Origin of the sequence: Chania multitudinisentens RB-25 (assembly GCF_000520015.2) — a bacterium.
Taxonomy (GTDB): domain Bacteria; phylum Pseudomonadota; class Gammaproteobacteria; order Enterobacterales; family Enterobacteriaceae; genus Chania; species Chania multitudinisentens.
Genome location: NZ_CP007044.2, coordinates 4,017,125 through 4,035,872, shown reverse-complemented (window position 1 = coordinate 4,035,872; position 18,748 = coordinate 4,017,125). Strand labels below are relative to the sequence as shown.

At 51.5% G+C, this 18,748-nt stretch carries 25 protein-coding genes and 2 pseudogenes; 24 read left to right on the top strand and 3 right to left on the bottom strand.

Going from position 1 to position 18,748, the window contains the following annotated elements; translation table 11 throughout:
- Positions 1 to 159: 159 nt before the first annotated feature.
- From Z042_RS17765 to Z042_RS17755, 3 genes are read right to left on the bottom strand one after another with little or no spacing between them, the layout of a single operon-like run.
- Entirely contained in the window at positions 160 to 516 is a 357-nt protein-coding gene (locus Z042_RS17765; protein ID WP_024910273.1) for a hypothetical protein, read from the bottom strand.
- Between the two features lie 37 nt (positions 517 to 553).
- Entirely contained in the window at positions 554 to 784 is a 231-nt protein-coding gene (locus Z042_RS17760) for a hypothetical protein (RefSeq protein ID WP_024910274.1), read from the bottom strand.
- 9 nt (positions 785 to 793) lie between these two features.
- Positions 794 to 1,474 carry a S24 family peptidase gene (locus Z042_RS17755; protein ID WP_024910275.1) on the bottom strand — a complete coding sequence of 227 codons (681 nt, stop codon included), beginning with the start codon at positions 1,472 to 1,474 and terminating at the stop codon, positions 794 to 796.
- 95 nt (positions 1,475 to 1,569) lie between these two features.
- Between Z042_RS17755 and Z042_RS17750 the strand changes: the two genes are divergently transcribed.
- The 24 genes and pseudogenes from Z042_RS17750 to Z042_RS17635 all read left to right on the top strand — a co-directional run bounded on the left by Z042_RS17750 (position 1,570) and on the right by Z042_RS17635 (position 18,702).
- Positions 1,570 to 1,809 (top strand): hypothetical protein, encoded by a 240-nt coding sequence (locus tag Z042_RS17750; protein ID WP_024910276.1) that lies wholly within the window; start codon positions 1,570 to 1,572, stop codon positions 1,807 to 1,809.
- Between the two features lie 19 nt (positions 1,810 to 1,828).
- Positions 1,829 to 2,188: a hypothetical protein gene (locus Z042_RS17745; RefSeq protein WP_024910277.1), complete on the top strand. Its 360-nt coding sequence runs from the start codon at positions 1,829 to 1,831 to the stop codon at positions 2,186 to 2,188.
- A complete protein-coding gene (locus Z042_RS17740; RefSeq protein ID WP_024910278.1) occupies positions 2,185 to 2,370 on the top strand; it encodes a hypothetical protein in 186 nt (61 codons plus the stop codon). Before Z042_RS17745 ends, Z042_RS17740 begins: the two co-directional genes overlap by 4 nt.
- Positions 2,370 to 3,428, top strand: coding sequence for a DnaT-like ssDNA-binding domain-containing protein (locus Z042_RS26300; protein WP_024910279.1), 1,059 nt, complete (start codon positions 2,370 to 2,372; stop codon positions 3,426 to 3,428). The genes Z042_RS17740 and Z042_RS26300 overlap by 1 nt, the downstream gene beginning before the upstream one ends.
- The gene (locus tag Z042_RS17725; RefSeq protein WP_236849267.1) at positions 3,352 to 3,915 is read left to right on the top strand and encodes a replication protein P; all 564 of its coding nucleotides are present in this window, start codon (positions 3,352 to 3,354) and stop codon (positions 3,913 to 3,915) included. Before Z042_RS26300 ends, Z042_RS17725 begins: the two co-directional genes overlap by 77 nt.
- Positions 3,912 to 4,802: pseudogene (gene rdgC / locus Z042_RS17720) on the top strand (recombination-associated protein RdgC); the annotation flags it as partial. The gene Z042_RS17725 and the pseudogene rdgC, both read left to right, overlap by 4 nt.
- The gene (locus Z042_RS26660; protein WP_236849266.1) at positions 4,797 to 5,051 is read left to right on the top strand and encodes a DNA translocase FtsK; all 255 of its coding nucleotides are present in this window, start codon (positions 4,797 to 4,799) and stop codon (positions 5,049 to 5,051) included. The pseudogene rdgC and the gene Z042_RS26660, both read left to right, overlap by 6 nt.
- A complete protein-coding gene (locus Z042_RS17715; protein ID WP_024910282.1) occupies positions 5,048 to 5,293 on the top strand; it encodes a hypothetical protein in 246 nt (81 codons plus the stop codon). Before Z042_RS26660 ends, Z042_RS17715 begins: the two co-directional genes overlap by 4 nt.
- Entirely contained in the window at positions 5,290 to 6,684 is a 1,395-nt protein-coding gene (locus Z042_RS17710; RefSeq protein ID WP_024910283.1) for a DNA-methyltransferase, read from the top strand. The genes Z042_RS17715 and Z042_RS17710 overlap by 4 nt, the downstream gene beginning before the upstream one ends.
- Positions 6,681 to 8,663, top strand: a complete 1,983-nt coding sequence (locus Z042_RS17705; RefSeq protein WP_024910284.1) for a DNA cytosine methyltransferase — start codon at positions 6,681 to 6,683, stop codon at positions 8,661 to 8,663. The genes Z042_RS17710 and Z042_RS17705 overlap by 4 nt, the downstream gene beginning before the upstream one ends.
- On the top strand, positions 8,660 to 9,331 hold the full coding sequence (locus Z042_RS17700; RefSeq protein ID WP_024910285.1) for a DUF1367 family protein: 672 nt from the start codon (positions 8,660 to 8,662) through the stop codon (positions 9,329 to 9,331). The genes Z042_RS17705 and Z042_RS17700 overlap by 4 nt, the downstream gene beginning before the upstream one ends.
- 10 nt (positions 9,332 to 9,341) lie before the next feature.
- Complete coding sequence (locus Z042_RS17695) at positions 9,342 to 9,767, top strand: hypothetical protein (RefSeq protein ID WP_024910286.1); 426 nt, start codon at positions 9,342 to 9,344, stop codon at positions 9,765 to 9,767.
- Entirely contained in the window at positions 9,760 to 10,092 is a 333-nt protein-coding gene (locus Z042_RS17690; RefSeq protein WP_024910287.1) for a DUF1364 domain-containing protein, read from the top strand. Before Z042_RS17695 ends, Z042_RS17690 begins: the two co-directional genes overlap by 8 nt.
- The gene (locus Z042_RS17685) at positions 10,085 to 10,528 is read left to right on the top strand and encodes a VRR-NUC domain-containing protein (RefSeq protein WP_024910288.1); all 444 of its coding nucleotides are present in this window, start codon (positions 10,085 to 10,087) and stop codon (positions 10,526 to 10,528) included. Before Z042_RS17690 ends, Z042_RS17685 begins: the two co-directional genes overlap by 8 nt.
- Before the next feature lie 3 nt (positions 10,529 to 10,531).
- Entirely contained in the window at positions 10,532 to 11,347 is an 816-nt protein-coding gene (locus Z042_RS17680; protein WP_024910289.1) for a TIGR02642 family protein, read from the top strand.
- A gap of 42 nt (positions 11,348 to 11,389) precedes the next feature.
- A complete protein-coding gene (locus Z042_RS17675; RefSeq protein ID WP_024910290.1) occupies positions 11,390 to 11,782 on the top strand; it encodes a hypothetical protein in 393 nt (130 codons plus the stop codon).
- A gap of 140 nt (positions 11,783 to 11,922) precedes the next feature.
- Positions 11,923 to 12,162, top strand: a complete 240-nt coding sequence (locus Z042_RS17670) for a phage holin family protein (protein WP_236849193.1) — start codon at positions 11,923 to 11,925, stop codon at positions 12,160 to 12,162.
- The gene (locus tag Z042_RS17665) at positions 12,159 to 12,701 is read left to right on the top strand and encodes a lysozyme (RefSeq protein ID WP_024910292.1); all 543 of its coding nucleotides are present in this window, start codon (positions 12,159 to 12,161) and stop codon (positions 12,699 to 12,701) included. The genes Z042_RS17670 and Z042_RS17665 overlap by 4 nt, the downstream gene beginning before the upstream one ends.
- A 132-nt stretch (positions 12,702 to 12,833) precedes the next feature.
- Entirely contained in the window at positions 12,834 to 13,376 is a 543-nt protein-coding gene (locus Z042_RS17660) for a DUF2570 domain-containing protein (RefSeq protein ID WP_024910293.1), read from the top strand.
- A pseudogene (locus tag Z042_RS26655) lies at positions 13,373 to 13,669 on the top strand (Gp49 family protein); the annotation flags it as partial. The gene Z042_RS17660 and the pseudogene Z042_RS26655, both read left to right, overlap by 4 nt.
- A gap of 39 nt (positions 13,670 to 13,708) precedes the next feature.
- Positions 13,709 to 13,930 (top strand): crAss001_48 related protein, encoded by a 222-nt coding sequence (locus Z042_RS26905; protein ID WP_045784905.1) that lies wholly within the window; start codon positions 13,709 to 13,711, stop codon positions 13,928 to 13,930.
- A gap of 73 nt (positions 13,931 to 14,003) precedes the next feature.
- A complete protein-coding gene (locus Z042_RS17645; protein ID WP_037405526.1) occupies positions 14,004 to 14,867 on the top strand; it encodes a hypothetical protein in 864 nt (287 codons plus the stop codon).
- A gap of 47 nt (positions 14,868 to 14,914) precedes the next feature.
- Positions 14,915 to 16,579, top strand: coding sequence for a terminase large subunit (locus Z042_RS17640; protein ID WP_167336768.1), 1,665 nt, complete (start codon positions 14,915 to 14,917; stop codon positions 16,577 to 16,579).
- Positions 16,579 to 18,702 (top strand): portal protein, encoded by a 2,124-nt coding sequence (locus Z042_RS17635; protein WP_024910297.1) that lies wholly within the window; start codon positions 16,579 to 16,581, stop codon positions 18,700 to 18,702. Before Z042_RS17640 ends, Z042_RS17635 begins: the two co-directional genes overlap by 1 nt.
- Positions 18,703 to 18,748: the final 46 nt, after the last annotated feature.

Sequence of the window (18,748 nt, the reverse complement as noted above, 5' to 3'; positions counted from 1 at the left end):
TAAAGAGCAGTCCCAGATGGGATGCTTTGAATGTAAGTTTTTCTACGTAAACCGTCAAGAGAGAAATGTAGGTTTTTCTACAATTTTTAGTATGAGGCTGATTTTAATGTAGAAAAATCAACAAAAAGTTGTGGTGATAGGGGGGGAGATGAGTAGGTGTTAAAGGTAAGTGAATAGCAGGTTTATTGCGTTGAAAATTGCCATGACACCAGCAACAGCAGATAGGGCAGCGATGACCTTAGTAAAAAAACTAAGTATTTCTTGCTTTATTGTTCGAGATGCTCGCCATAAGCCAAGCCCAACATTCGTTATATAAACTCCATAACTAAATACAGCTATGGCTATTCCTAGGGCATTCCATTGTGCGAATTTTGAAAAAAACGTTACAGCAATACAGAATATAAGTGCAAAAACCAAATGAAAATACGTTCTTGTTACACCATACTTTCCGAGAGATAGTTTTACTAAGAAGTTACTATTGTTATCTGTATCAGTTTCTGAGGATCTTAAAAGCATATGTTTTTACCTTGATTATTAAAACTTTTCAAAGAAATTACTTAAGCCTTGATGCGACGAACCAGCCAACTGTCATACCTATAACACCTGAAATCACAAGCCCAAGTTCGGTTGTCTTTGCCAACAGGATAGCTGTAAGTATCCAGACTACGCCGAAAACCATTCCAAAATTATTATTCTCGCGGAGAGAGTCTTCCTTATTCCTTTCAATAGCATCAGCAATTTCTTGTTGCTCTTCTGGTGTGAATTTTCTTCCATTGATGGACATTTTTAACCTCTAAACTGGTTTAATTTGATAAAAAACCACCCCTAGAATCTTGTAACCATCTCCCATTTTCAAAAATCTCATGTCGCTAGGGTGATCTGGATTAATTGATTTAAGGAACTCCTTGTTATCAATCAATTGGTACTGTTTTAATGAAGCTTCATCTTTTGTTGGTGATAAAGCTATGACAAACAATCCATTGGAAATGTCTGATGCATCAAAATTGAAATTCACGAAAATAATATCGCCTGGTTCAAATTTCGGCAGCATTGTTTCCCCTGTGATCTTTAATGCAAATGTTAATGGATCACACTTTATTGGGCATGCAAGCATCTCCTTTCCCACCAAAGAGGCAGCAGGAATATTTGGTGCATTAACAGCATCATCCCAGTTTATAAGCGGCACCATCCTCACTTCTTTTACACTTGCGCTGTGCAAAGCGGCCTGAGCTGAAGGCTCAACTGGCCCACGGTTATTAATAAGCCACTCAGGGGAGCATTTAAGGACTTGGATCACAGCCAAGAGCACCTTGTCTTTCATGCTTTCCTGGCTACCGTTTTCAATGTTGCTGATCGTTACGCGCGTAAGCTTTCGCTCGCCCTGGAGCAAGCGATTGATCTCTTTTACAGCATCCTCTTGAGTCAGTCCAAGCTGCTCACGTCGCCATCTAAAGCGTTCACCTAATGTTTTCATGCAACCACGATACGGAAAACTAACGTTAGTTTCATGACGTCAATTTTCTTGCTATAAAATGTAGAATAACTTACATTTCGAGTTTGGAGGTGCCTATGACCAAAACAGGCAGAACGCTGTATCAAATCCTTAAAGACAAGTATGGGAGTGACAGTGAGATCGCGAAGGCGTTCAGTGTTGAACGGCCAACAGTGTTCACCTGGCGCAAAACTACGCCGGAAAAAATCGCTCTTCTTTGCCATATCTCTCCCGAGATCCCGTACACATACAACCCGGCCGAGTATGGCCGTAACCAAGAAAACTTGAGCCTGGTTCTAACCAAGCCAGCTCGTTAGCAGTAACAAGGACTGACCAATGACCACAATTTATCAACCAGGCGAAGGATCGGCAGGGGCTGCGGTAGCGTCTGGCGTCCGAAAGGATCTGCTATCGCGCAAGAAAGTGGGTAAGCACGGTTTGCCGTTCCACATCGTGCGTGATGACCAGATAAAAACCCGCTGGACGGAAAGCGAGGCGGTGGCCATCAAGATCACCGCCGATGCCATGGCGTCAAACCCCGCAGTAGAAACCAACGTGGCTGCGATCCGGGGATTTCTGGCGATGTTTGCCGAAGCCCCTGAAATGCTGGTTCACGTCCACAACGAACTGAAAGTCGCCAAGTTACCAGCGCCCGAGTGGCTTCCAGCTCTCCCACACAAGGATCTGCAACCATGAAGCAACAAGACAGCAAAACGCAATCCGTTGATCTGATATCCAGACTTGTCGGTAAGAAGTTGGGTATTGCCGGGCATGAGGCCCGGCGTTTGGCAATCACAGGGACTCTGGCAGGGGTAACGCAGGCGTACTTCTCTCGTGATAGTGACAAGAATGGGGCGCCTGCTTCGGGGTCGCAGTAATGGCTATTGTGAGAACGAATCGCCAGTTCGGCTTTACGCTGATAGACAACCAGGCGATCGGCAACAAGGCGCTCAGTTGGGCCGCTGAAGGGCTGCTGCATTACCTGCTATCCAAGCCGGACGGATGGACGGTTAACCCGTCACACCTGTGGCAGGAGAAGAAGGGCGTTCGTGGCTGCGGGCGTGATGCAGTTTACAAGCTGCTGAACGAACTGATCGAAGTGGGATTTATTCACCGTTTCCAGTTGCGTGATGCCAAAGGTGCGACCGAAGGATTCGATTATTACGTTTACGATGCGCCTCAGCCACCTCCTGAAAATCAGGAAATGGAGCAACCGCAGGCACCGCAAGGCGTAGAGCCGAATCCTGAAAATCAGGATGTGGATGAACAATCGTATCCTGAAAATCCGTATCCTGAAAATCAGGACATTAGTAAATACGGATCTCGATCTAACACTGATCTCTCTTCTCTGGGCGATGAGCAAAAATTGGACGATGCACCACCGCCTCAAAACCCTCACGGCAATGCCATTTTGGATAACCGACCACCAGCAGCGCAACCATCGCCACAAGTTGGCATGTTCCCGATGTCACTCGACTGGAAGCCAGGGGAGGATTTCGCTGGTGTTGCCCACCTGTCGGGCCTCATCGATGCCGAGTTTCTTCCGGAGCAACTGAACGAGTTTCGGATCTACTGGCAACCAACAGGCCGGGTTTACTTCCACAGCCAGTGGCAGCAGAAATTTATCCAGTCACTGAAACATCAAAAATCACGAGGGCAACGCTATGAGCAACCGGGGCGGGCCGAAGCCAATAACGGCGGCGGTAATGCAACGGATCGCTTCCAGCAGGGACTCGCCGCGATCCAGGCCGTACAGGAGAAATACGGCTACGGCGGCAGAACAGGAGGCGATTCGGGAGATTGTTTTGACGGTGATTTTGCCCATGTATCCGATCCACTGGCCGGCATGGGTGAGTCGAATGAATACGGCGGTACTGGCGGAGGTATTTGGGACGGAGCTAACGCGGGTTCTGGTGCAGGAGGCTATCAACCCTGAGCAGTTAAACCATGCCATCCGTGCGGCGCCAGGGCGAAAGTTTTATCCGTTCCCAGCACCACCAGACTGGTTGGCAATGGCGAAAGAACTTATCGATGCTCGGCTACCAACGGTCGATGCGGTGATGGCAGAGTTTGAAGGTTACAGCGCCAGGCGGTCAGACTACGCCAGCCCTGAAGAGTACGAATGGCAATTGCCGGTGATGTACTGGATTGTAACCGACATGCGCGAGGCGATGCTGCAGTACAACCACGGTACTGCCGAGTTGCGGAAAGTGGCCGATCGGCTGTTGCGGCAATGGGAAAAGAAACTACATAACGGGGAGGCGATACCTGAACCAGTGATGAGGATCGGATACACAGAAACACCGAAAGACGCTGGAAACGAGCGGGGATTGACCACCCTCGAATCAGAAAAAAAAGGCGCTGAATTCCTGCTGAAAATCCGGCAACGAGTCGCGCAAAGCAAAGTAAGGACTGACCAATGATTAATTTCAAAAACGCACTGATTTACCGCCTGTCTGGCGGTATTGATCTCAGTAAGTTGGAAGAGCAACTGGCCGTGTTCGCATTCACGCCATGCGGTAGCCAGGATATGGCGAAAGCCGGTTGGATTCCGCCACTGGGGGAGGTGCTGACGCATACCGCTAACGGGATGACACTGCTGGTGGTACAGCGGGAAGAGAAGATCTTGCCCGCCGCCGTAATCAAGAAAGAGCTGGACGGCAAAGTCGCCAAACTGGAAGCCGAACAACATCGTAGACTGAAAAAAACTGAGAAGGACTCACTGAAAGACGAGGTGATCCAAACACTGATACCGCGTGCCTTCAGTCGGTACCATAAAACACAAATCTGGATTAACGAAGGGGCTGGGTTAATCATCGTTGACACCGCCAGCGCCAAACGTGCCGAAGATGCGTTGGCATTCCTGCGTAAAACCCTGGGCTCACTGCCTGTGGTACCGCTGGCAATGGAAAGCCCCGTCGAGATGACGCTGACCAATTGGGTACGTTCCAGCCATGCTCCTACCTGGTTCAAACTGCAGGATGAGGCGGAACTGAAAGCCGTGCTGGAAGAGGGCGGGATCATTCGTTGCAAACACCAGGATCTGTGTGGCGATGAGATAGGCATGAATATTAGAGCCGGGAAGCTGGTCACTAAGCTGGCGCTGGAATGGCGCGAGCGGATCAGCTTTGTGCTGACCGATTCATGCAGCCTGAAAAAGCTGGAATTCAGCAGCCAGTTACTCGATCAAAACGATGATATCGACCGTGATGATTATGCCGCGCGGTTTGATGCTGACTTTGTGCTGATGACTGGGGAACTGGCGGCGCTGATCGCATACTTGATCGAGGTACTTGGCGGTGAGATGGAGCATGGTACCGATGCGAAAGAAACTGTTGTTGATAGTGCCGATGATACCGAGCAGGACGATCTCTATCCTAAGGCGGTTGAGTTTGTTCAGCGGGTAGGGCGCGCCTCCATTTCAGGTGTACAGCGTGAGTTCCGTATCGGCTACAACCGGGCCGCCCGCATCATTGAGCAAATGGAATATGGCGGCGTTGTCTCCGCTCCTGCCCATGATGGTAGCCGCACAGTTCTGAGCGGCGGAGGTGCTCAATGATCCAGAAGCATCCAGTCACAGAGCAAGAACGGCAATGTATCAACGACGGGATCCACAAACTGCGGCAGGTCGGTAAGTTCGACGGGGCCAACACGCAAGCGGCAATCAGCGCGCGGCTGCGTGAAGTGTCTGCTGTCCGTCATGGCGTACTCAAGCAGGTCTGCACTGTGCACCACGAAGAAACCGGGAAAACGACCTGGTTCTATCGGCTGGTGCCTTCTCAGGCGGAGGTGCGGGCATGATCTATCAACTCAATGTTGGTCGCTGCGAGGAAGTGCTACGTGGTATGGCTGAAAATTCCGTTGATGCCATTGTGACCGATCCGCCGTATGGCTTGAGCTTCATGGGTAAAAAATGGGATTACCAGGTACCAACTGTTGACCAGTGGGCCGAGTGCCTTCGCGTCTTAAAGCCGGGTGGCCACTTGTTGGCGTTCGGCGGATCACGCACCTATCACCGGCTCGTCGTTAATGTTGAGGATGCTGGCTTTGAAATCCGGGATCAACTGATGTGGATTTACGGCAGCGGCTTCCCTAAGTCGAAAAACCTTACTGACGAGCATGCTGGGAAAGGTACCGCGTTGAAACCTGCGCATGAGCCGATCGTCATGGCCCGAAAGCCACTCATCGGAACCGTAGAGGGGAATGTTTCCCAATTCGGCACTGGTGCCCTGAATATCGATTTGTGTCGTATACCGACAGGGGAAGCGCTAACTGGCGGTGCTGGTGGCTTGCTTTCCCATGCTCGTGACGGAAAAGCGTCTGACGCTGAGGAATGGCAGCCCGCTCAACTAGGCCGCTGGCCAGCAAACGTTATGCATGATGGAAGTGAGGAAGTTGTTTCCGAGTTTCCACGAAATGCAGGAGCACAAGCGCCTGTCCGTGGTACTGAACCCACGCATAACGGGTTCAGTGGCGCGGTTAAATTTGGCGGAATGATTAATCGTATTGCCAGCCATCATCACGGCGACCAGGGCAGCGCAGCCCGGTTTTTTTACTGTGCAAAGGTCAGCCGTAAAGAGCGCGACGAAGGTATGGAACGCTTTGTCCCTACCTCTGCAAGCGAAATGACCGGGGGCCGAAAAGAAGGTAGTGCTGGGCTCAATAACCCGCGTGCTGGTGCAGGACGTACCGGGGGAGTCAAAAACAACCATGAAACTGTGAAGCCAGTCGATCTCATGCGCTATCTGTGCCGCCTCGTGACACCAGCAGGCGGCGTGGTACTGGATCCATTCATGGGTTCCGGCAGCACGGGTAAAGCGGCGCTGCTCGATGGATTTGGGTTTATTGGGATCGAGGAAAACCCGGATCACCTGGTCACCTCAGCAGCACGGATTGGGTATTCGTTGAAAGTGCTCAGTGAATCCCCTGAACCTGATGAGGTTCATCAGCTTGTAGAACAACAAACTGAACCACAAATTATTCCTGAAAATATTCCAGACACAACAAATACCGTTTGGCCTCAAGAGGTTCATTTCCTTTTTGACCAGGTAAAAGGTGCCAGCGAATTGCCCGTAAACCTGCAACAGAAACTGCGGTTCCACATCAACCGCTTGAAACTCGAATCACAGCCTGAAGCTGCCATCATCGAAGCAGCCACAACACTGGCCACAGCAATGGGAGCAACAGCATGAAGCGCGAGATTATTGTCGATAACTTTGCTGGTGGCGGCGGTGCGAGTACCGGGATCGAGATGGCGATTGGTCGTAGTGTGGACATTGCCATCAACCACGACGAGCACGCGATCGCGATGCACGAGACGAATCACCCGGACACATTGCATTATTGCGAGTCGGTTTTTGACATTGATCCTGAGGTGGCTACCGCCGGGCAGCCAGTGGGCCTGGCGTGGTTTAGCCCTGATTGTCGGCATTTTTCCAAGGCCAAAGGCAGCAAGCCAGTCAAAAAGGAGATCCGAGGACTTGCCTGGATCGTCATTTGCTGGGCTCTGAAAGTCCGACCGCGTGTGATGATGCTGGAAAACGTCGAAGAGTTTAAAACCTGGGGGCCGTTGATTGCTGACGCCGAAGGCAATGAACGCCCATGTCCGGCGCGCAGCGGGGAAACATTCGCTGCTTTCGTGGGGATGCTGACCAGTGGCGTTGAGGTAGATCACCCTGCGTTGGTTGAATGCTGTGAAGTGCTGGGGATCGGCGCTGGTAGCGATGAGCAGCGCCGCCTGATTGCCGGGCTGGGGTATGACTTAGACTATCGTGAACTTCGTGCTTGCGACTACGGCGCCCCAACAATTCGCAAAAGGTTCTTCATGGTCATGCGCTGTGATCAACAGGCTATCGTCTGGCCGGAACAAACGCACGGCGACCCGAAATCGCTGGATGTGCAGAGTGGTCACCGTAAGCCATGGCGTACAGCTGCTGAATGCATTGATTGGTCAATTCCGTGCCCGAGTATCTTCGAGCGTAAGCGACCGCTTGCTGAAAATACGATGAAGCGCATTGCGCGGGGGATTGAACGGTTTGTTATCAATAGCCCGACGCCATTTATCGTTAAGTGCAATCACACCAGCACTAAGACGACATACGACTGTTTTCGCGGGCAGCCGTTGGACGAACCTTTGCAGACGATCACCAAGACCCATGGCTATGCCCTGGTATCACCGCATATCACTAAATTCCGTACCGGGGCCACCGGCCAGGAATGTGATGAGCCGATCTCAACCATAACGGCGGGCAGTTCCGAACGGCCAGGTGGTAACGGTCATGCTCTGGGCATGGTAGAGGCAACATTAGCACCGTTCATTGCCGGTGCTGGTGGCCCGAAATATTCAGCTAAGCCGCGGTCTGCTGAGCAACCAATGCATACGTTGTGTATCACAAACCATGCCTGTCTTGTTGCGCCCGTTATTGCACGTATCGGGCAGACAGGCTTTGGTGGCGATCGCATGGCCTATGAAGCCGGTAAGCCACTGACTACTGTCACAACGAAAGCCGAGCACTTGGTTGTGGCTCCTGTGATAGCGCGTCAGTTTGGCAATAGCGTCGGGCATGCAGTCGGTGAGCCAAACGGCACAATCACTGCTGGCGGTGGTGGTAAAAGCCAACTGGTATCGGCGTTCCTGGCAAAACATTTCGGTGGCAATTATACCGGCCCCGGCGCGGATCTGGCGGAACCTGCCCACACAGTGACGACTGTCGATCACCATGCTCTGGTTACGTCCAATCTCATCAAGATGCGCGGTACCAATACCGGGCAAGAGGTTACCGATCCACTCCAAACCGTTACTGCCGGCGGAAATCACTTCGGTGAGGTGAGAGCGTTTCTGCTGAAATATTACGGCACAAACATCGGCCACCCTGCTGATGATCCGTTGCAGACAGTCACCACCAAGCATCGTTTTGGCTTGGTTACGGTTGAAGGCATCGATTACCAGATAGTTGATATCGGTATGCGCATGCTGCAACCGCATGAACTCTATGCCGCGCAAGGCTTCCCAAGTTGGTACGTGATTGACCAAAACTACCGAGGAGAAAAGTACGCCAAAGACAAACAAGTGGCCCGCTGCGGCAACGCCGTACCGCCACCATTCGCCGAGGCGTTAGTACGCGCAAATCTGCCAGAAATGTGCAAAGCGCGCGAGGAGGTGGCCGCATGACAGCCGCGCCGCGAACTAAGTCCCTGCGTAAACAGAAAACCGAAGCGCTTGGTGTTCTGCTGCCGGGCGGCGGCATCAAGTACGCGACTGATCATGATAGAAATGTAATGAAGGGGATGCCGGTAGGCACCCCCATCTCAATGAGTCCGATCGGTGATCGTAGGAATCTAAAACACCACCGCAAGTTCTGGAAGCTTATAGAACTGGGCATGGATTATTGGGAGCCGGAATGGGCATTTGTCAGCGATTCAGAAAGATGGATCGCAATAGAGGCAGCAAATAAAACTGCAAAAATGATGGCGGAAATGGCTGGCGATCCGTCCCTGTATGAAAACGTCACAAAGCAGATAGCTGACAGGAGCGCAGAAGAAACACTTAACAGGATGGCTACCAGGCGAAAATCACGCTTTGATGCTGAGTTAATAAAAACCGAAGAAGCATACCTGAACCGCGTGATGATCAAGGCTGGCTTCTATGACCTGATCCCTAATCCTGATGGCGGCACGCTGAAACAACGTTGGAGCATCGCGTTTGCCAACATGGATCAGGGCAAGTTTGACGCAGTTTACCGAGGCGTAGCCGGTGTCATCTGGAACGAAACCCTGCAGCAGCATTTTGCCGACGAGCACGAGATGGAACAGGCAGTAAACCGGCTGATGGAATATTGAGGACTGACCAATGACCGACCAAACCAATGACGAAGGCCAGATCGACAACATTCTGGCGTTTACCAAGCGGTTCGACAGTAATGCCGACATCCGCGAAATGAGGAACTTTGTAGAGGATAAGCCTAAGGATGGCCGCCGCTGCCGTCACGACAAAGTATTGGTTTCAGAGCACGAACGTAAAGTGACGTGCCGCGTTTGCGGTGCCGTGTTGGAGGCGTTCGATCACCTGCTGGCGCTGGCTAAGGGGGAGACAAAGATTGAATGGGAACTTAAAACCCTGCGTATGGAGATCACTGCGCACAGGGAAGGGCTGGAGAAGCTGAAACGTGAAGAGGTGAACACAAGAGCACGGATCAAAACTGCTCAGTTCAAGCTAAACGACCTGAATATGGCGATCGACGCCGCAGAAAAGGTGAAGGCAGGCAAGAATGGCTAAATCACCCGCTTACCGCAGCAAGATTCTGTGCGATTCAGCGCGTGGCCGCTGCTGCACGCTACTGATCCCCGGCATCTGCAACGGTAACCCGGAAACGACGGTGCTGTGCCACCTGCCGAGCATTACCCATGGCATGAGTTACAAAAGCGATGATTACTTTGCAGTGTTCGGTTGCTCGAGCTGCCATGACGTTATTGATGGCCGGGTGCCGTATGACTGGCGGCCAGGCGAAAAGGAGGAAACCTATCTGCAGGCGCTGCATGCCACTTACCGGCAATGGCTGGAAGATGACGTGATGATGGTCAAAGGAGGGCGCTTTGCTTAATAGCATTGATGCCATCGGCTACGTAGGCACAAAAGCCAAGCTGGAGGTGCGCGGTGGCAAGGTTAAGAAGATCAGGCACGAGCCGGAGCTGGAAGAGCAGGCCGCGCTGATCAAGTGGGCAGATAAAACCGTTATAGATGGTATCAAGATCGGTGAATACCTGATCCACATTCCCAACGAAGGAAGGCGCGGGCCTAAGGCTGCCAGGGATGCAAAACGGCTGGGGTTACGCGCAGGAGTATCAGATTTGTTCTTGGCATTGCCGCGAGGGGGCTATGCCGGACTTTGGTTAGAGATGAAGGCGATCGATGGGAAGCCAACAGCAGAACAGGTGTCATGGCTGAACAAGATGATAGGTTCAGGCTACGCAGCCATTCTGTGCTATGGTTTCGTCCAAGCAAAAGAGCGAATTATGGCTTATGTGAATCAGGACTGACCAATGACCAATGCAATAGAACAACTCATAAAAATGCACGATCCGCGCTGTGTAAGTGCGGAGGCAATGAACATAGGCCGTGGTCGTGCCTCCTTGACCAGGGAGCAAATCCTCGGTGCTTTCGCAGCTGCTCAGCACCAGCATTCGCTGGGCCTTGATATTCTGATGGCTAAATACCGCAGCGATTGCTTGGCAGAACAGCGCGTACGGATGGCGATTAACGTATGGGTACACCAGCGACCACACCCGGCACGCGCAGCGGCTGCATGTCAGTTGGCCCTCAGTATCGTGCTAGAGCGCAATGTGCCTGCGCAGATTGCACATATTGCATCGTTACTGCGACGGTACGGGCCACGGACAGCGCAAACCCGAAAGAAGATTGAAACCCTACAGACGCAGATCAAGTATCTGGAGAAGCAGCGTAGCAAAACCAGCATCAGCGATAACACATATCATGAGATCGGTTTTGACATTATTGATATTAACCGCAGCATTGAGCGTGAGCGCATATCACTGCGGGCGTGGTCAGAACAGCATGCCACGACAACCAACCTTTGCCCGCGCTGTTCCGGCACTGGCAGAATCGCCAAGCCACACCCAGCAGAATGTGAAGAGTGCAACGGCAAGGGGAAAATACCGGCCAACATGGAGCACCTGCGTAAATCGATGCGTATCATAGGGGCTGAGGTAGCGCCTGGTGACTGGGCTGGTAAATATGCCGGTTTGGTTAAGAGGTGCATGGATTGGTTGTATATTGAGGAATCGAATGCGACATTAATTTTGTCTGAACGACTTCAAAATGAGAGACAGGCGTTCTAACGGATTATTAGCATGATGTTTTCACATATATGGAGATAAAAAATGAGTACGAGTGCTCGCAAGTATGACATTTTTGAAGCAGCCTCTTTCGCTAATGAAAATGCAAAATGTGACGTGCATACATCTGATAATGGTATTGAAATACAGTGGGCATGGAAAAATGGGATTTTTGATATGTCAATTACCCCAGAACAAGCCAATGATGACTTTGCATCTTTGCGGGAAATTTTCAGAAGTGCTAGAGAAATGAGAGGGATGGATTTCCTTCCTGCTTTGGAATCTCAAATTGAGATCATTACAGCTATGCAGTTGGCTGCTAAAGGGATTAAAGCTGATAAAAATAGTGAGCTAGCATTAGGCGCTTTGCAAAAGGGGATCGAAGCTTTAACGGCTAATATCCGTGACTTGATAAAAGATGCATCACCTAAGGATTGATTCGTCGCTAAAAACGCGCTAAATTTCGGAAAGATGCCGAGGTATGCTTAAAAGCTGCCTCGGTTTTTTATTGGTCAGTCCAAAGCCTGCATGGTTCGCCCAGCAGGCTTTTTTATTTCCCCGAACCGGGGAGGTGGAGTATGAAAATGCAGGAGAAATCAAGCCTAGCGGCCTACATCTCTTCGGGATCCTTGGTTGTCATAGGGAAAATAGGTGCGTGGTTTAACGATCTTACACTCAATGAATGGGCGATCGTCATCGGCATTATTATGGCTACCGTGACATGTGCCGCCAATATCTACTTCCAGCGCAGACAAACACGTGCAATTGAAAAAGCCTCTCAAGTTGACACGATAATCATTACTGGACGTGTGAAATGACGATTAAGAATAAAATCGTTACCGCCATCTGTTCGGTGTCTGCAATTATTGGGCTTATAGAGGCAGAGGAATATATTTCTGCAAACGATAACCATCTCCGATTTTCAAAAGCTGCAATGGAGGTTATGGGGAATGCCGAAGGGTGCCGGCGCGAACCATATCTTTGCCCAGCGAATATTATGACGCAGGGTATCGGACATACAGGAAAAGGGGTGGCTGTTGTCAACAAAGCCAGCGACAAGCAGATAGCCCGTTGGTTTGCTGAGGATCAATTGGGTGCTCAGAATTGCATTGAAATTAATGTTGAGCGAAAGCTGGGAAAAAAAATCCCTCAAGGTGCATTCGATGGGATCGGGAGCTTTATTTTTAACGTGGGGTGTCCTCAGTTTACATCGTCCACGATGTACCGCTATCTGCTGAACGGCAAAATCGTAGCCGCTTGTGAACAATTACCACGCTGGATTTATGCCGGAAAAACTATTCTCCCAGGGCTAGTAGCCCGAAGAGAGAAAGAGAAAGCACTCTGTCTATCTCGCTGAGAACAGACCATTTTCGGTCGAATTAAGCCCAAATATATGCAAATCGGTAATGCTACGTGAAATCTGTAATCACTGTGGTTGTCATTGCCCGTACTTTTTTCATAGCAAACGGCTTTTAGCCCGGATCCTGATATGACCAACAAAATCACTCTCGCGATTACCGGCGTGTTGGCGGTGGTGATCCTTGCGCTCGGCGCTGCTGCTTTCTACTTCCATGGTGAATCAGTTGACCGGGCGAGAGAACTGCGGCAGGCGAAAATCGATGTGGATATCGCCAACGCAAACAACGCAATGCAAGCCCTCCAGTTCCAGCGCGCCAACGAGATATCGGCAGCCGCTGGCCAGTACGTCGTAACCATTCAAGCCAAAAGTGAGGAACGTCAAAATGAAAACCGTAAGGCGCTCAAGAATGAGGAATGCGCTGATCGCTACATCCCTGACTCTACTGCTCAGCGCCTGCTCCAATACGCGGACGGTCTACGTGCCGTCGCAATGCGTGATTCCGGCCAACCTGACAGTGCCGCTGCTGGTGCCCGTACCACTGGCAGACTGACATACCGCCAGGCGGTGCTCTGGATTGACCCTCTGCTCACTGTACTGGATAGGGCAAACAACGACCGTGCCGCTATCCGCCAGCTCCCGCACCAACAACCAACTCAGCAGGAAAAGCCATGAACGAACAAGACATCGAAAAGGAATTACAGAGTAAGGGGCTGAACGCTCCACGCATCACCCCGGATCATATTCAGCGCGTGCAGAAGTGCGGTCAGTATTACCGATTCCCTGGTACCACTGTGATCGTCTGCTGCATCACGTTGGAGAATGGGTATACCGTTACCGGTGAAAGCGCATGCGCCAGTCCTGAGAACTTTGACGAGGAAATTGGCCGTAAAATCGCGCAACAGAATGCGGTAAACAAAATCTGGGGGCTTGAGGGGTACTTACTCCGCCAGAAATTGCATGAGCAAACACCACCAGCCGTGGGAACCACTGAATCCTGTGGTGCAATGCCAATCTCTGACTTGCAGCCACACCAACAGCGTGTTGTTGACGAACGCAACGAGTTAGAAGATCGCCTGTATAGGTTGTCTAGCTTTATTGCTGGTACGGTATTCCCAAGACTGCCTGAGCAAGACCGCCAACTGCTAGAAGCTCAGCAACACACTATGTCGGCCTACGTCGAAGTATTGACCCAGCGCATTGAACTATTTACTCAGACACTCAACTGATTACTCATTACAGAGGTCATTCCCTGAGTGGCCTCAATAATGGCGGCAAACAGAGAATAATAAAAAACATCACATGGCAAAGCATGACTGGAAAGCGCTGCAGGCTGAGTTTCTAGCGGAGAACGCGGCTACAGGGATAACTGCTCAGCAGTGGTGTGAGAACCGTGGGTTGAACTATCAGTCAGCCAGGCGTTACATCAAACCTCGTGCTGCGCAATCTGCGCAAAACAAACAGCGCAATACTGCGCACAATGCGCAGCGCAATAAGAATGCGCAAAACTGCGCAAAGCCTGATGATTCAAACGATGAAGAAGATGATGGTTCGATGGACGCAAACGCAGAGCCAGAAATCGATCCGGATCCAGGCGTGAAACCAAACTCCGGCAGGGATGGCGGCGGCAGATTCACTGCTGGCAACAAGAACTCTGCTGGCAACCGTGGCAATCCAGCGCCAGTGACGATGTTTACTCATCGCAACCAGACTGCGCGAAAGCATTCAGCGTATGCCAAATATTTGGATGCTGATGACCTGTTCGAAGCGGTCGCTGATTCAGACCTGCATGATGAGCTGGTATTCACTCGGGCGCGGGCGCTTTCGGTCACCAAAACGATGAAGCAGATCATGCAGGATTTGCAAAATTCTGAGAGTGTCGATCAGCGCATTGAGCTTTACGACAAACTACTGCGGGCCGAGCAGGGACTGGATAAGAACATTGCGCGCATTGAGTCAATCGAGCGCACGCTCAGTGCGTTAGCATTGGATGCTGTTAATCGCCCGCGCCTCAGCGAAGATACGCTGCGCATCAAAGCGGCCACGTCCAAGCTGAAAGCCGAAACACAGAAGCTTACTGCTGAGAGTAAGGATGTCACAACACCGCTTTCCGGCATCGTGTCAGATATTCAGGGCATGTCTGATAACGGACTGATGTCCAAATGACAACGCCGCAATACGACGCATGGCTCGTTGATGATGAGCTCAGCGGGATGACCGAAGCACAGCAGCGCCTGTTCATCATCACGAAACTGGCTAACCCATGGTGGCGGTTAAACAACCTCTACAAGATCGAGAACGAAAAGGGGGAGGTGGTAACGTTCCGGTTGCGTGCGGCACAGCGTGCGCTGCTCGAATCGATGCATTATCGCAATATCATCCTGAAGGCTCGCCAATTGGGCTTTTCCACGGCTATTGATATTTACCTGCTTGATCAAGCGCTGTTCAACAACAACCTCAAGTGCGGGATCGTGGCGCAAGATAAGCAGGCAGCTGGTGAAATCTTCCGTACCAAGATTGCGTTTCCGTTCGACAACCTTCCGGGCTGGCTGAAAGCCAACTTCAAAATTGCCGAGCGGCGTAGTGGGGCTAATGGTGGCTCAATTTTGTTTGCCCACGGCAGCAGTATCCAAGTGGCTACGTCATTCCGCTCTGGTACTGTCCAACGCCTGCATATTTCAGAGCACGGCAAGATCTGCGCGAAATACCCGGCGAAGGCTAAAGAGGTGCGAACCGGTACGCTGAACGCGATCCACGATGGCTGCATCGCTTTCATCGAGTCTACGGCAGAAGGTGTGGGCGGCGATTTCCATGAGATGAGCACTCAAGCAATGGAACTTGAACAGTCTGGCGTTGATCTGACTCTGCAAGACTGGAAGTTCCATTTCTTTGCCTGGTGGCAAGACCCGAAATACACCGCGTTGGTACCGGCTGGCGGGCTGATCCTGAGCAAATACCATCGGGAGTATTTTGCTGCCGTTGAAAAATCGATGCATATCACGCTCAGCGATGAACAGCGGCAGTGGTATGTGGCCAAGGAAATCAATCAGCGCGATGAGATGAAGCAGGAGTTTCCGAGCACACCACTCGAAGCATTCTTGACGTCTGGCCGCCGGGTATTCGACTCAATCAGCACAATGAGCGCACAGGCATTCTGTAAACCGCCGCTATTGGTCTACGACACCGACCCTGTTACCGGCAAAAGAACCAAGGTGCAGGCACTGCGCAGCGGCAAGAATGAGGATTTGGTTCGCACGTTGCATAACTTGCTCCTTGTCTGGGAGCTACCAGATCCAGACGAGGATTACGCCATCGGCGCTGACGTAGCGGAAGGCTTGGAAAATGGCGACCGATCATCATTTGATGTGATCAAGAAAAGCAGCGGCGAGCAGGTAGCGCATTGGTTCGGTCATCTTGATGCCGAACTGTTCGCACAACTGCTGGCGCACGTTGGCAAGTGGTACGGCACCGCATACATCGGGCCAGAGCGTAACAACCACGGCCATGCTGTTTTGCAGAAGTTGCGCGATATCTACCCGCTGCGCGCCATCTACGCCGAGCAATACCTCGATCGGCAGGATGACGACGAAACGCCAAAGCTTGGCTGGCTCACAACGAAGCAGAGCAAGCCAATCGTTACTGAAGGGTTGAAAACGCTGCTGCGTAACGGTGTCAGCGGTATCCGCTGGATCGGCACCCTCAACGAATTGAACACCTACGTTTACGATAAGAAGGGCAGCATGGGTGCGCAAACCGGTTGTTTCGATGACCAGGTGATGAGTTATGCCATTGCCCAAGAGATGCGCGCCCGTATGCCAGCCCGTCCGAAAGTTACCCCTATCGACAGATCTAAACCTACTAACTGGATGTCTCACTGATGAATACAGCCATGAATACCACTGCCGATGTTTCTCAGCAGGACAATCGCGACCGCTTTACTCAGCAACAACTGTTGGATATTTCGGCTGATATCGACGCACAGCCGGAATGGCGCACGACGGCAAACACGGCCTGCGCCTATTACGATGGTGATCAGCTTGCGCCGGAACTGGTGGCAACGCTCCGTAAGCGCGGACAGCCGTTGACCATGCACAACTTGATAGCACCAACGATCGACGGCGTGCTGGGTATGGAGGCAAAGACACGTACCGACCTGATGGTCATTGCCGACGACCCAAGCCCGGAAATGGAGCAAATGGCCGAAGCCGTTAACGCTGAGTATTCAGACGCTTGTAGGTTGAGTAATTTGAACAAGGCACGCTCTGATGCATACGCAGAGCAGATCAAGGCTGGGCTTAGCTGGGTTGAAGTGCGCCGTAATTCAGATCCTTTCGGGCCAAAGTACAAAGCCGGTACTGTACATCGGAACGAAGTGTTCTGGGATTGGTTCAGCCGTGAAGCCGATCTCAGTGATTGCCGCTGGTTGATGCGAAAGCGCTGGACGGACGTGGATGAAGTGAAAGCCATGTGCCCAGATAAGGCAGAAATCATTGATTACTCAGTGCGGGAATGGCAAGGCTTTGTTCAAACCGATCTGGCCGAGGGCCAAGAATCCAATCTGATTAGTGGGTATGAGGAATACACATCGTATAGCCGCCAGGAATCTGAGTGGATCACGACAAACCGCAAGCGTGTCTTGATGCAGGTGATCTACTACCGCACCTACCAGCAGTTGCCGGTGATGGAGCTGTCGAATGGCCGGGTGATCCAGTACGACAAAAACAACGTGATGCATGCGGTAGCGCTGGCCACTGGCCGAGTATCGGTAACCATGGCGCGCGTCAGTCGGATCCGTGAAGCTTGGTTTGCCGGGCCGCACTTCCTCGTTGACCGGCCATGCAGTGCGCCGCAGGGCATGTTCCCGCTGATACCGTTCTGGGGTTACCGCAAGGATAAGACAGGCTCACCTTATGGACTGGCGTGCCGCGCTATCCCGGCGCAGGATGAAGTCAACTTCCGCCGCATCAAGTTAACCTGGTTGCTGCAGGCCAAGCGAGTGATCAAGGATGCCGATGCCACAAACATGACTGACAAGCAACTCATGGAGGAGATGGAACGTCCGGATGGCGTGGTCAACCTTAACCCCGATCGGAAAAACAAAAAAACTATCGCCGAAGCCCTGACGATTCAACAGGATTTCCAAGTCGCACAGCAGCAGTTTTCTGTCATGCAGGAATCGATGAAGCTGATTCAGGATGGCATGGGAGTGTACTCAGCGTTCCTCGGGCAGGATTCAAAGGCAACTTCAGGCATCGCTATCAGCAATCTGGTAGAACAAGGGGCCACGACGCTCGCAGAAATCAACGACAACTACCAATTTGCCTGCCAACAGGTCGGCCAACTGCTTTTATCATATCTTCTGGAGGATTTGAGCCGTCGCAAAAATTACCCGGTGGTGATTAACCGTGATGATCCTCGCCGCCGCAAAGAGATTGTGCTCAACGTTCAGGCAGAAGAAGGCGGGATGACAAACGACGTTTCCCGCTTGCGTGCTCATATTGCCTTGGCACCAATCCAGCAGACTCCAGCCTATAAGTCACAACTTGCTGAACGTATGTCGCAGGTGATCAGCGGATTGCCGCCACAAGCGCAAGCTATCGTCCTCGATATGTGGCTTGAGTTGCTGGATATCCCGAATAAGAATGAGTTCATCGAGCGGATCCGTACCGCGCTGGGAACGCCGAAAACGCCGGATGAAATGACGCCAGAAGAACAGCAGGCACAGCAACAAGAACAACAGGTGCAACAGGCGCAGCAAGAACTGGCAATGCGCGAGATCCAGGCCAAGGTCGCCAGGTTAGAGGCAGAAGCCAAACGAATTAATGAGCAGGCGAACCGTGAAGCAGCGCTGGCAAACAGTCAGCGGTTTGATGATGCCAAGACGCAGGCGCAAACGGGGCAAATTCTGCAGGAGATGGAACACTACACGAACGAAGTAAATATGTTGGTTGATAACATAGATAGAACAATCCAGAGTGAAATTAACTCAATACCACTATAAGCCTATTGCATCAAAAATAAATACGCGCTAGATTTCGGAATGATAT

Excerpts from the sequence above, each read along its gene's own strand:
- Z042_RS17660 (WP_024910293.1), top strand. The coding sequence starts at position 12,834 with ATGACCAACAAAATCACTCTCGCGATTACCGGCGTGTTGGCGGTGGTG.
- Z042_RS17710 (WP_024910283.1), top strand. The coding sequence starts at position 5,290 with ATGATCTATCAACTCAATGTTGGTCGCTGCGAGGAAGTGCTACGTGGT.
- Z042_RS17750 (WP_024910276.1), top strand. The coding sequence starts at position 1,570 with ATGACCAAAACAGGCAGAACGCTGTATCAAATCCTTAAAGACAAGTAT.
- Z042_RS17725 (WP_236849267.1), top strand. The coding sequence starts at position 3,352 with ATGAATACGGCGGTACTGGCGGAGGTATTTGGGACGGAGCTAACGCGG.
- Z042_RS17755 (WP_024910275.1), bottom strand. The coding sequence starts at position 1,474 with ATGAAAACATTAGGTGAACGCTTTAGATGGCGACGTGAGCAGCTTGGA.
- Z042_RS17745 (WP_024910277.1), top strand. The coding sequence starts at position 1,829 with ATGACCACAATTTATCAACCAGGCGAAGGATCGGCAGGGGCTGCGGTA.
- Z042_RS17760 (WP_024910274.1), bottom strand. The coding sequence starts at position 784 with ATGTCCATCAATGGAAGAAAATTCACACCAGAAGAGCAACAAGAAATT.
- Z042_RS17675 (WP_024910290.1), top strand. The coding sequence starts at position 11,390 with ATGAGTACGAGTGCTCGCAAGTATGACATTTTTGAAGCAGCCTCTTTC.
- Z042_RS17700 (WP_024910285.1), top strand. The coding sequence starts at position 8,660 with ATGACAGCCGCGCCGCGAACTAAGTCCCTGCGTAAACAGAAAACCGAA.
- Z042_RS26905 (WP_045784905.1), top strand. The coding sequence starts at position 13,709 with ATGCCAATCTCTGACTTGCAGCCACACCAACAGCGTGTTGTTGACGAA.
- Z042_RS17690 (WP_024910287.1), top strand. The coding sequence starts at position 9,760 with ATGGCTAAATCACCCGCTTACCGCAGCAAGATTCTGTGCGATTCAGCG.
- Z042_RS17695 (WP_024910286.1), top strand. The coding sequence starts at position 9,342 with ATGACCGACCAAACCAATGACGAAGGCCAGATCGACAACATTCTGGCG.
- Z042_RS17765 (WP_024910273.1), bottom strand. The coding sequence starts at position 516 with ATGCTTTTAAGATCCTCAGAAACTGATACAGATAACAATAGTAACTTC.
- Z042_RS17740 (WP_024910278.1), top strand. The coding sequence starts at position 2,185 with ATGAAGCAACAAGACAGCAAAACGCAATCCGTTGATCTGATATCCAGA.
- Z042_RS17715 (WP_024910282.1), top strand. The coding sequence starts at position 5,048 with ATGATCCAGAAGCATCCAGTCACAGAGCAAGAACGGCAATGTATCAAC.
- Z042_RS17680 (WP_024910289.1), top strand. The coding sequence starts at position 10,532 with ATGACCAATGCAATAGAACAACTCATAAAAATGCACGATCCGCGCTGT.
- Z042_RS17635 (WP_024910297.1), top strand. The coding sequence starts at position 16,579 with ATGAATACAGCCATGAATACCACTGCCGATGTTTCTCAGCAGGACAAT.
- Z042_RS26300 (WP_024910279.1), top strand. The coding sequence starts at position 2,370 with ATGGCTATTGTGAGAACGAATCGCCAGTTCGGCTTTACGCTGATAGAC.
- Z042_RS17640 (WP_167336768.1), top strand. The coding sequence starts at position 14,915 with ATGACCGAAGCACAGCAGCGCCTGTTCATCATCACGAAACTGGCTAAC.
- Z042_RS17665 (WP_024910292.1), top strand. The coding sequence starts at position 12,159 with ATGACGATTAAGAATAAAATCGTTACCGCCATCTGTTCGGTGTCTGCA.
- Z042_RS26660 (WP_236849266.1), top strand. The coding sequence starts at position 4,797 with ATGGAGCATGGTACCGATGCGAAAGAAACTGTTGTTGATAGTGCCGAT.
- Z042_RS17705 (WP_024910284.1), top strand. The coding sequence starts at position 6,681 with ATGAAGCGCGAGATTATTGTCGATAACTTTGCTGGTGGCGGCGGTGCG.
- Z042_RS17645 (WP_037405526.1), top strand. The coding sequence starts at position 14,004 with ATGGCAAAGCATGACTGGAAAGCGCTGCAGGCTGAGTTTCTAGCGGAG.
- Z042_RS17670 (WP_236849193.1), top strand. The coding sequence starts at position 11,923 with ATGAAAATGCAGGAGAAATCAAGCCTAGCGGCCTACATCTCTTCGGGA.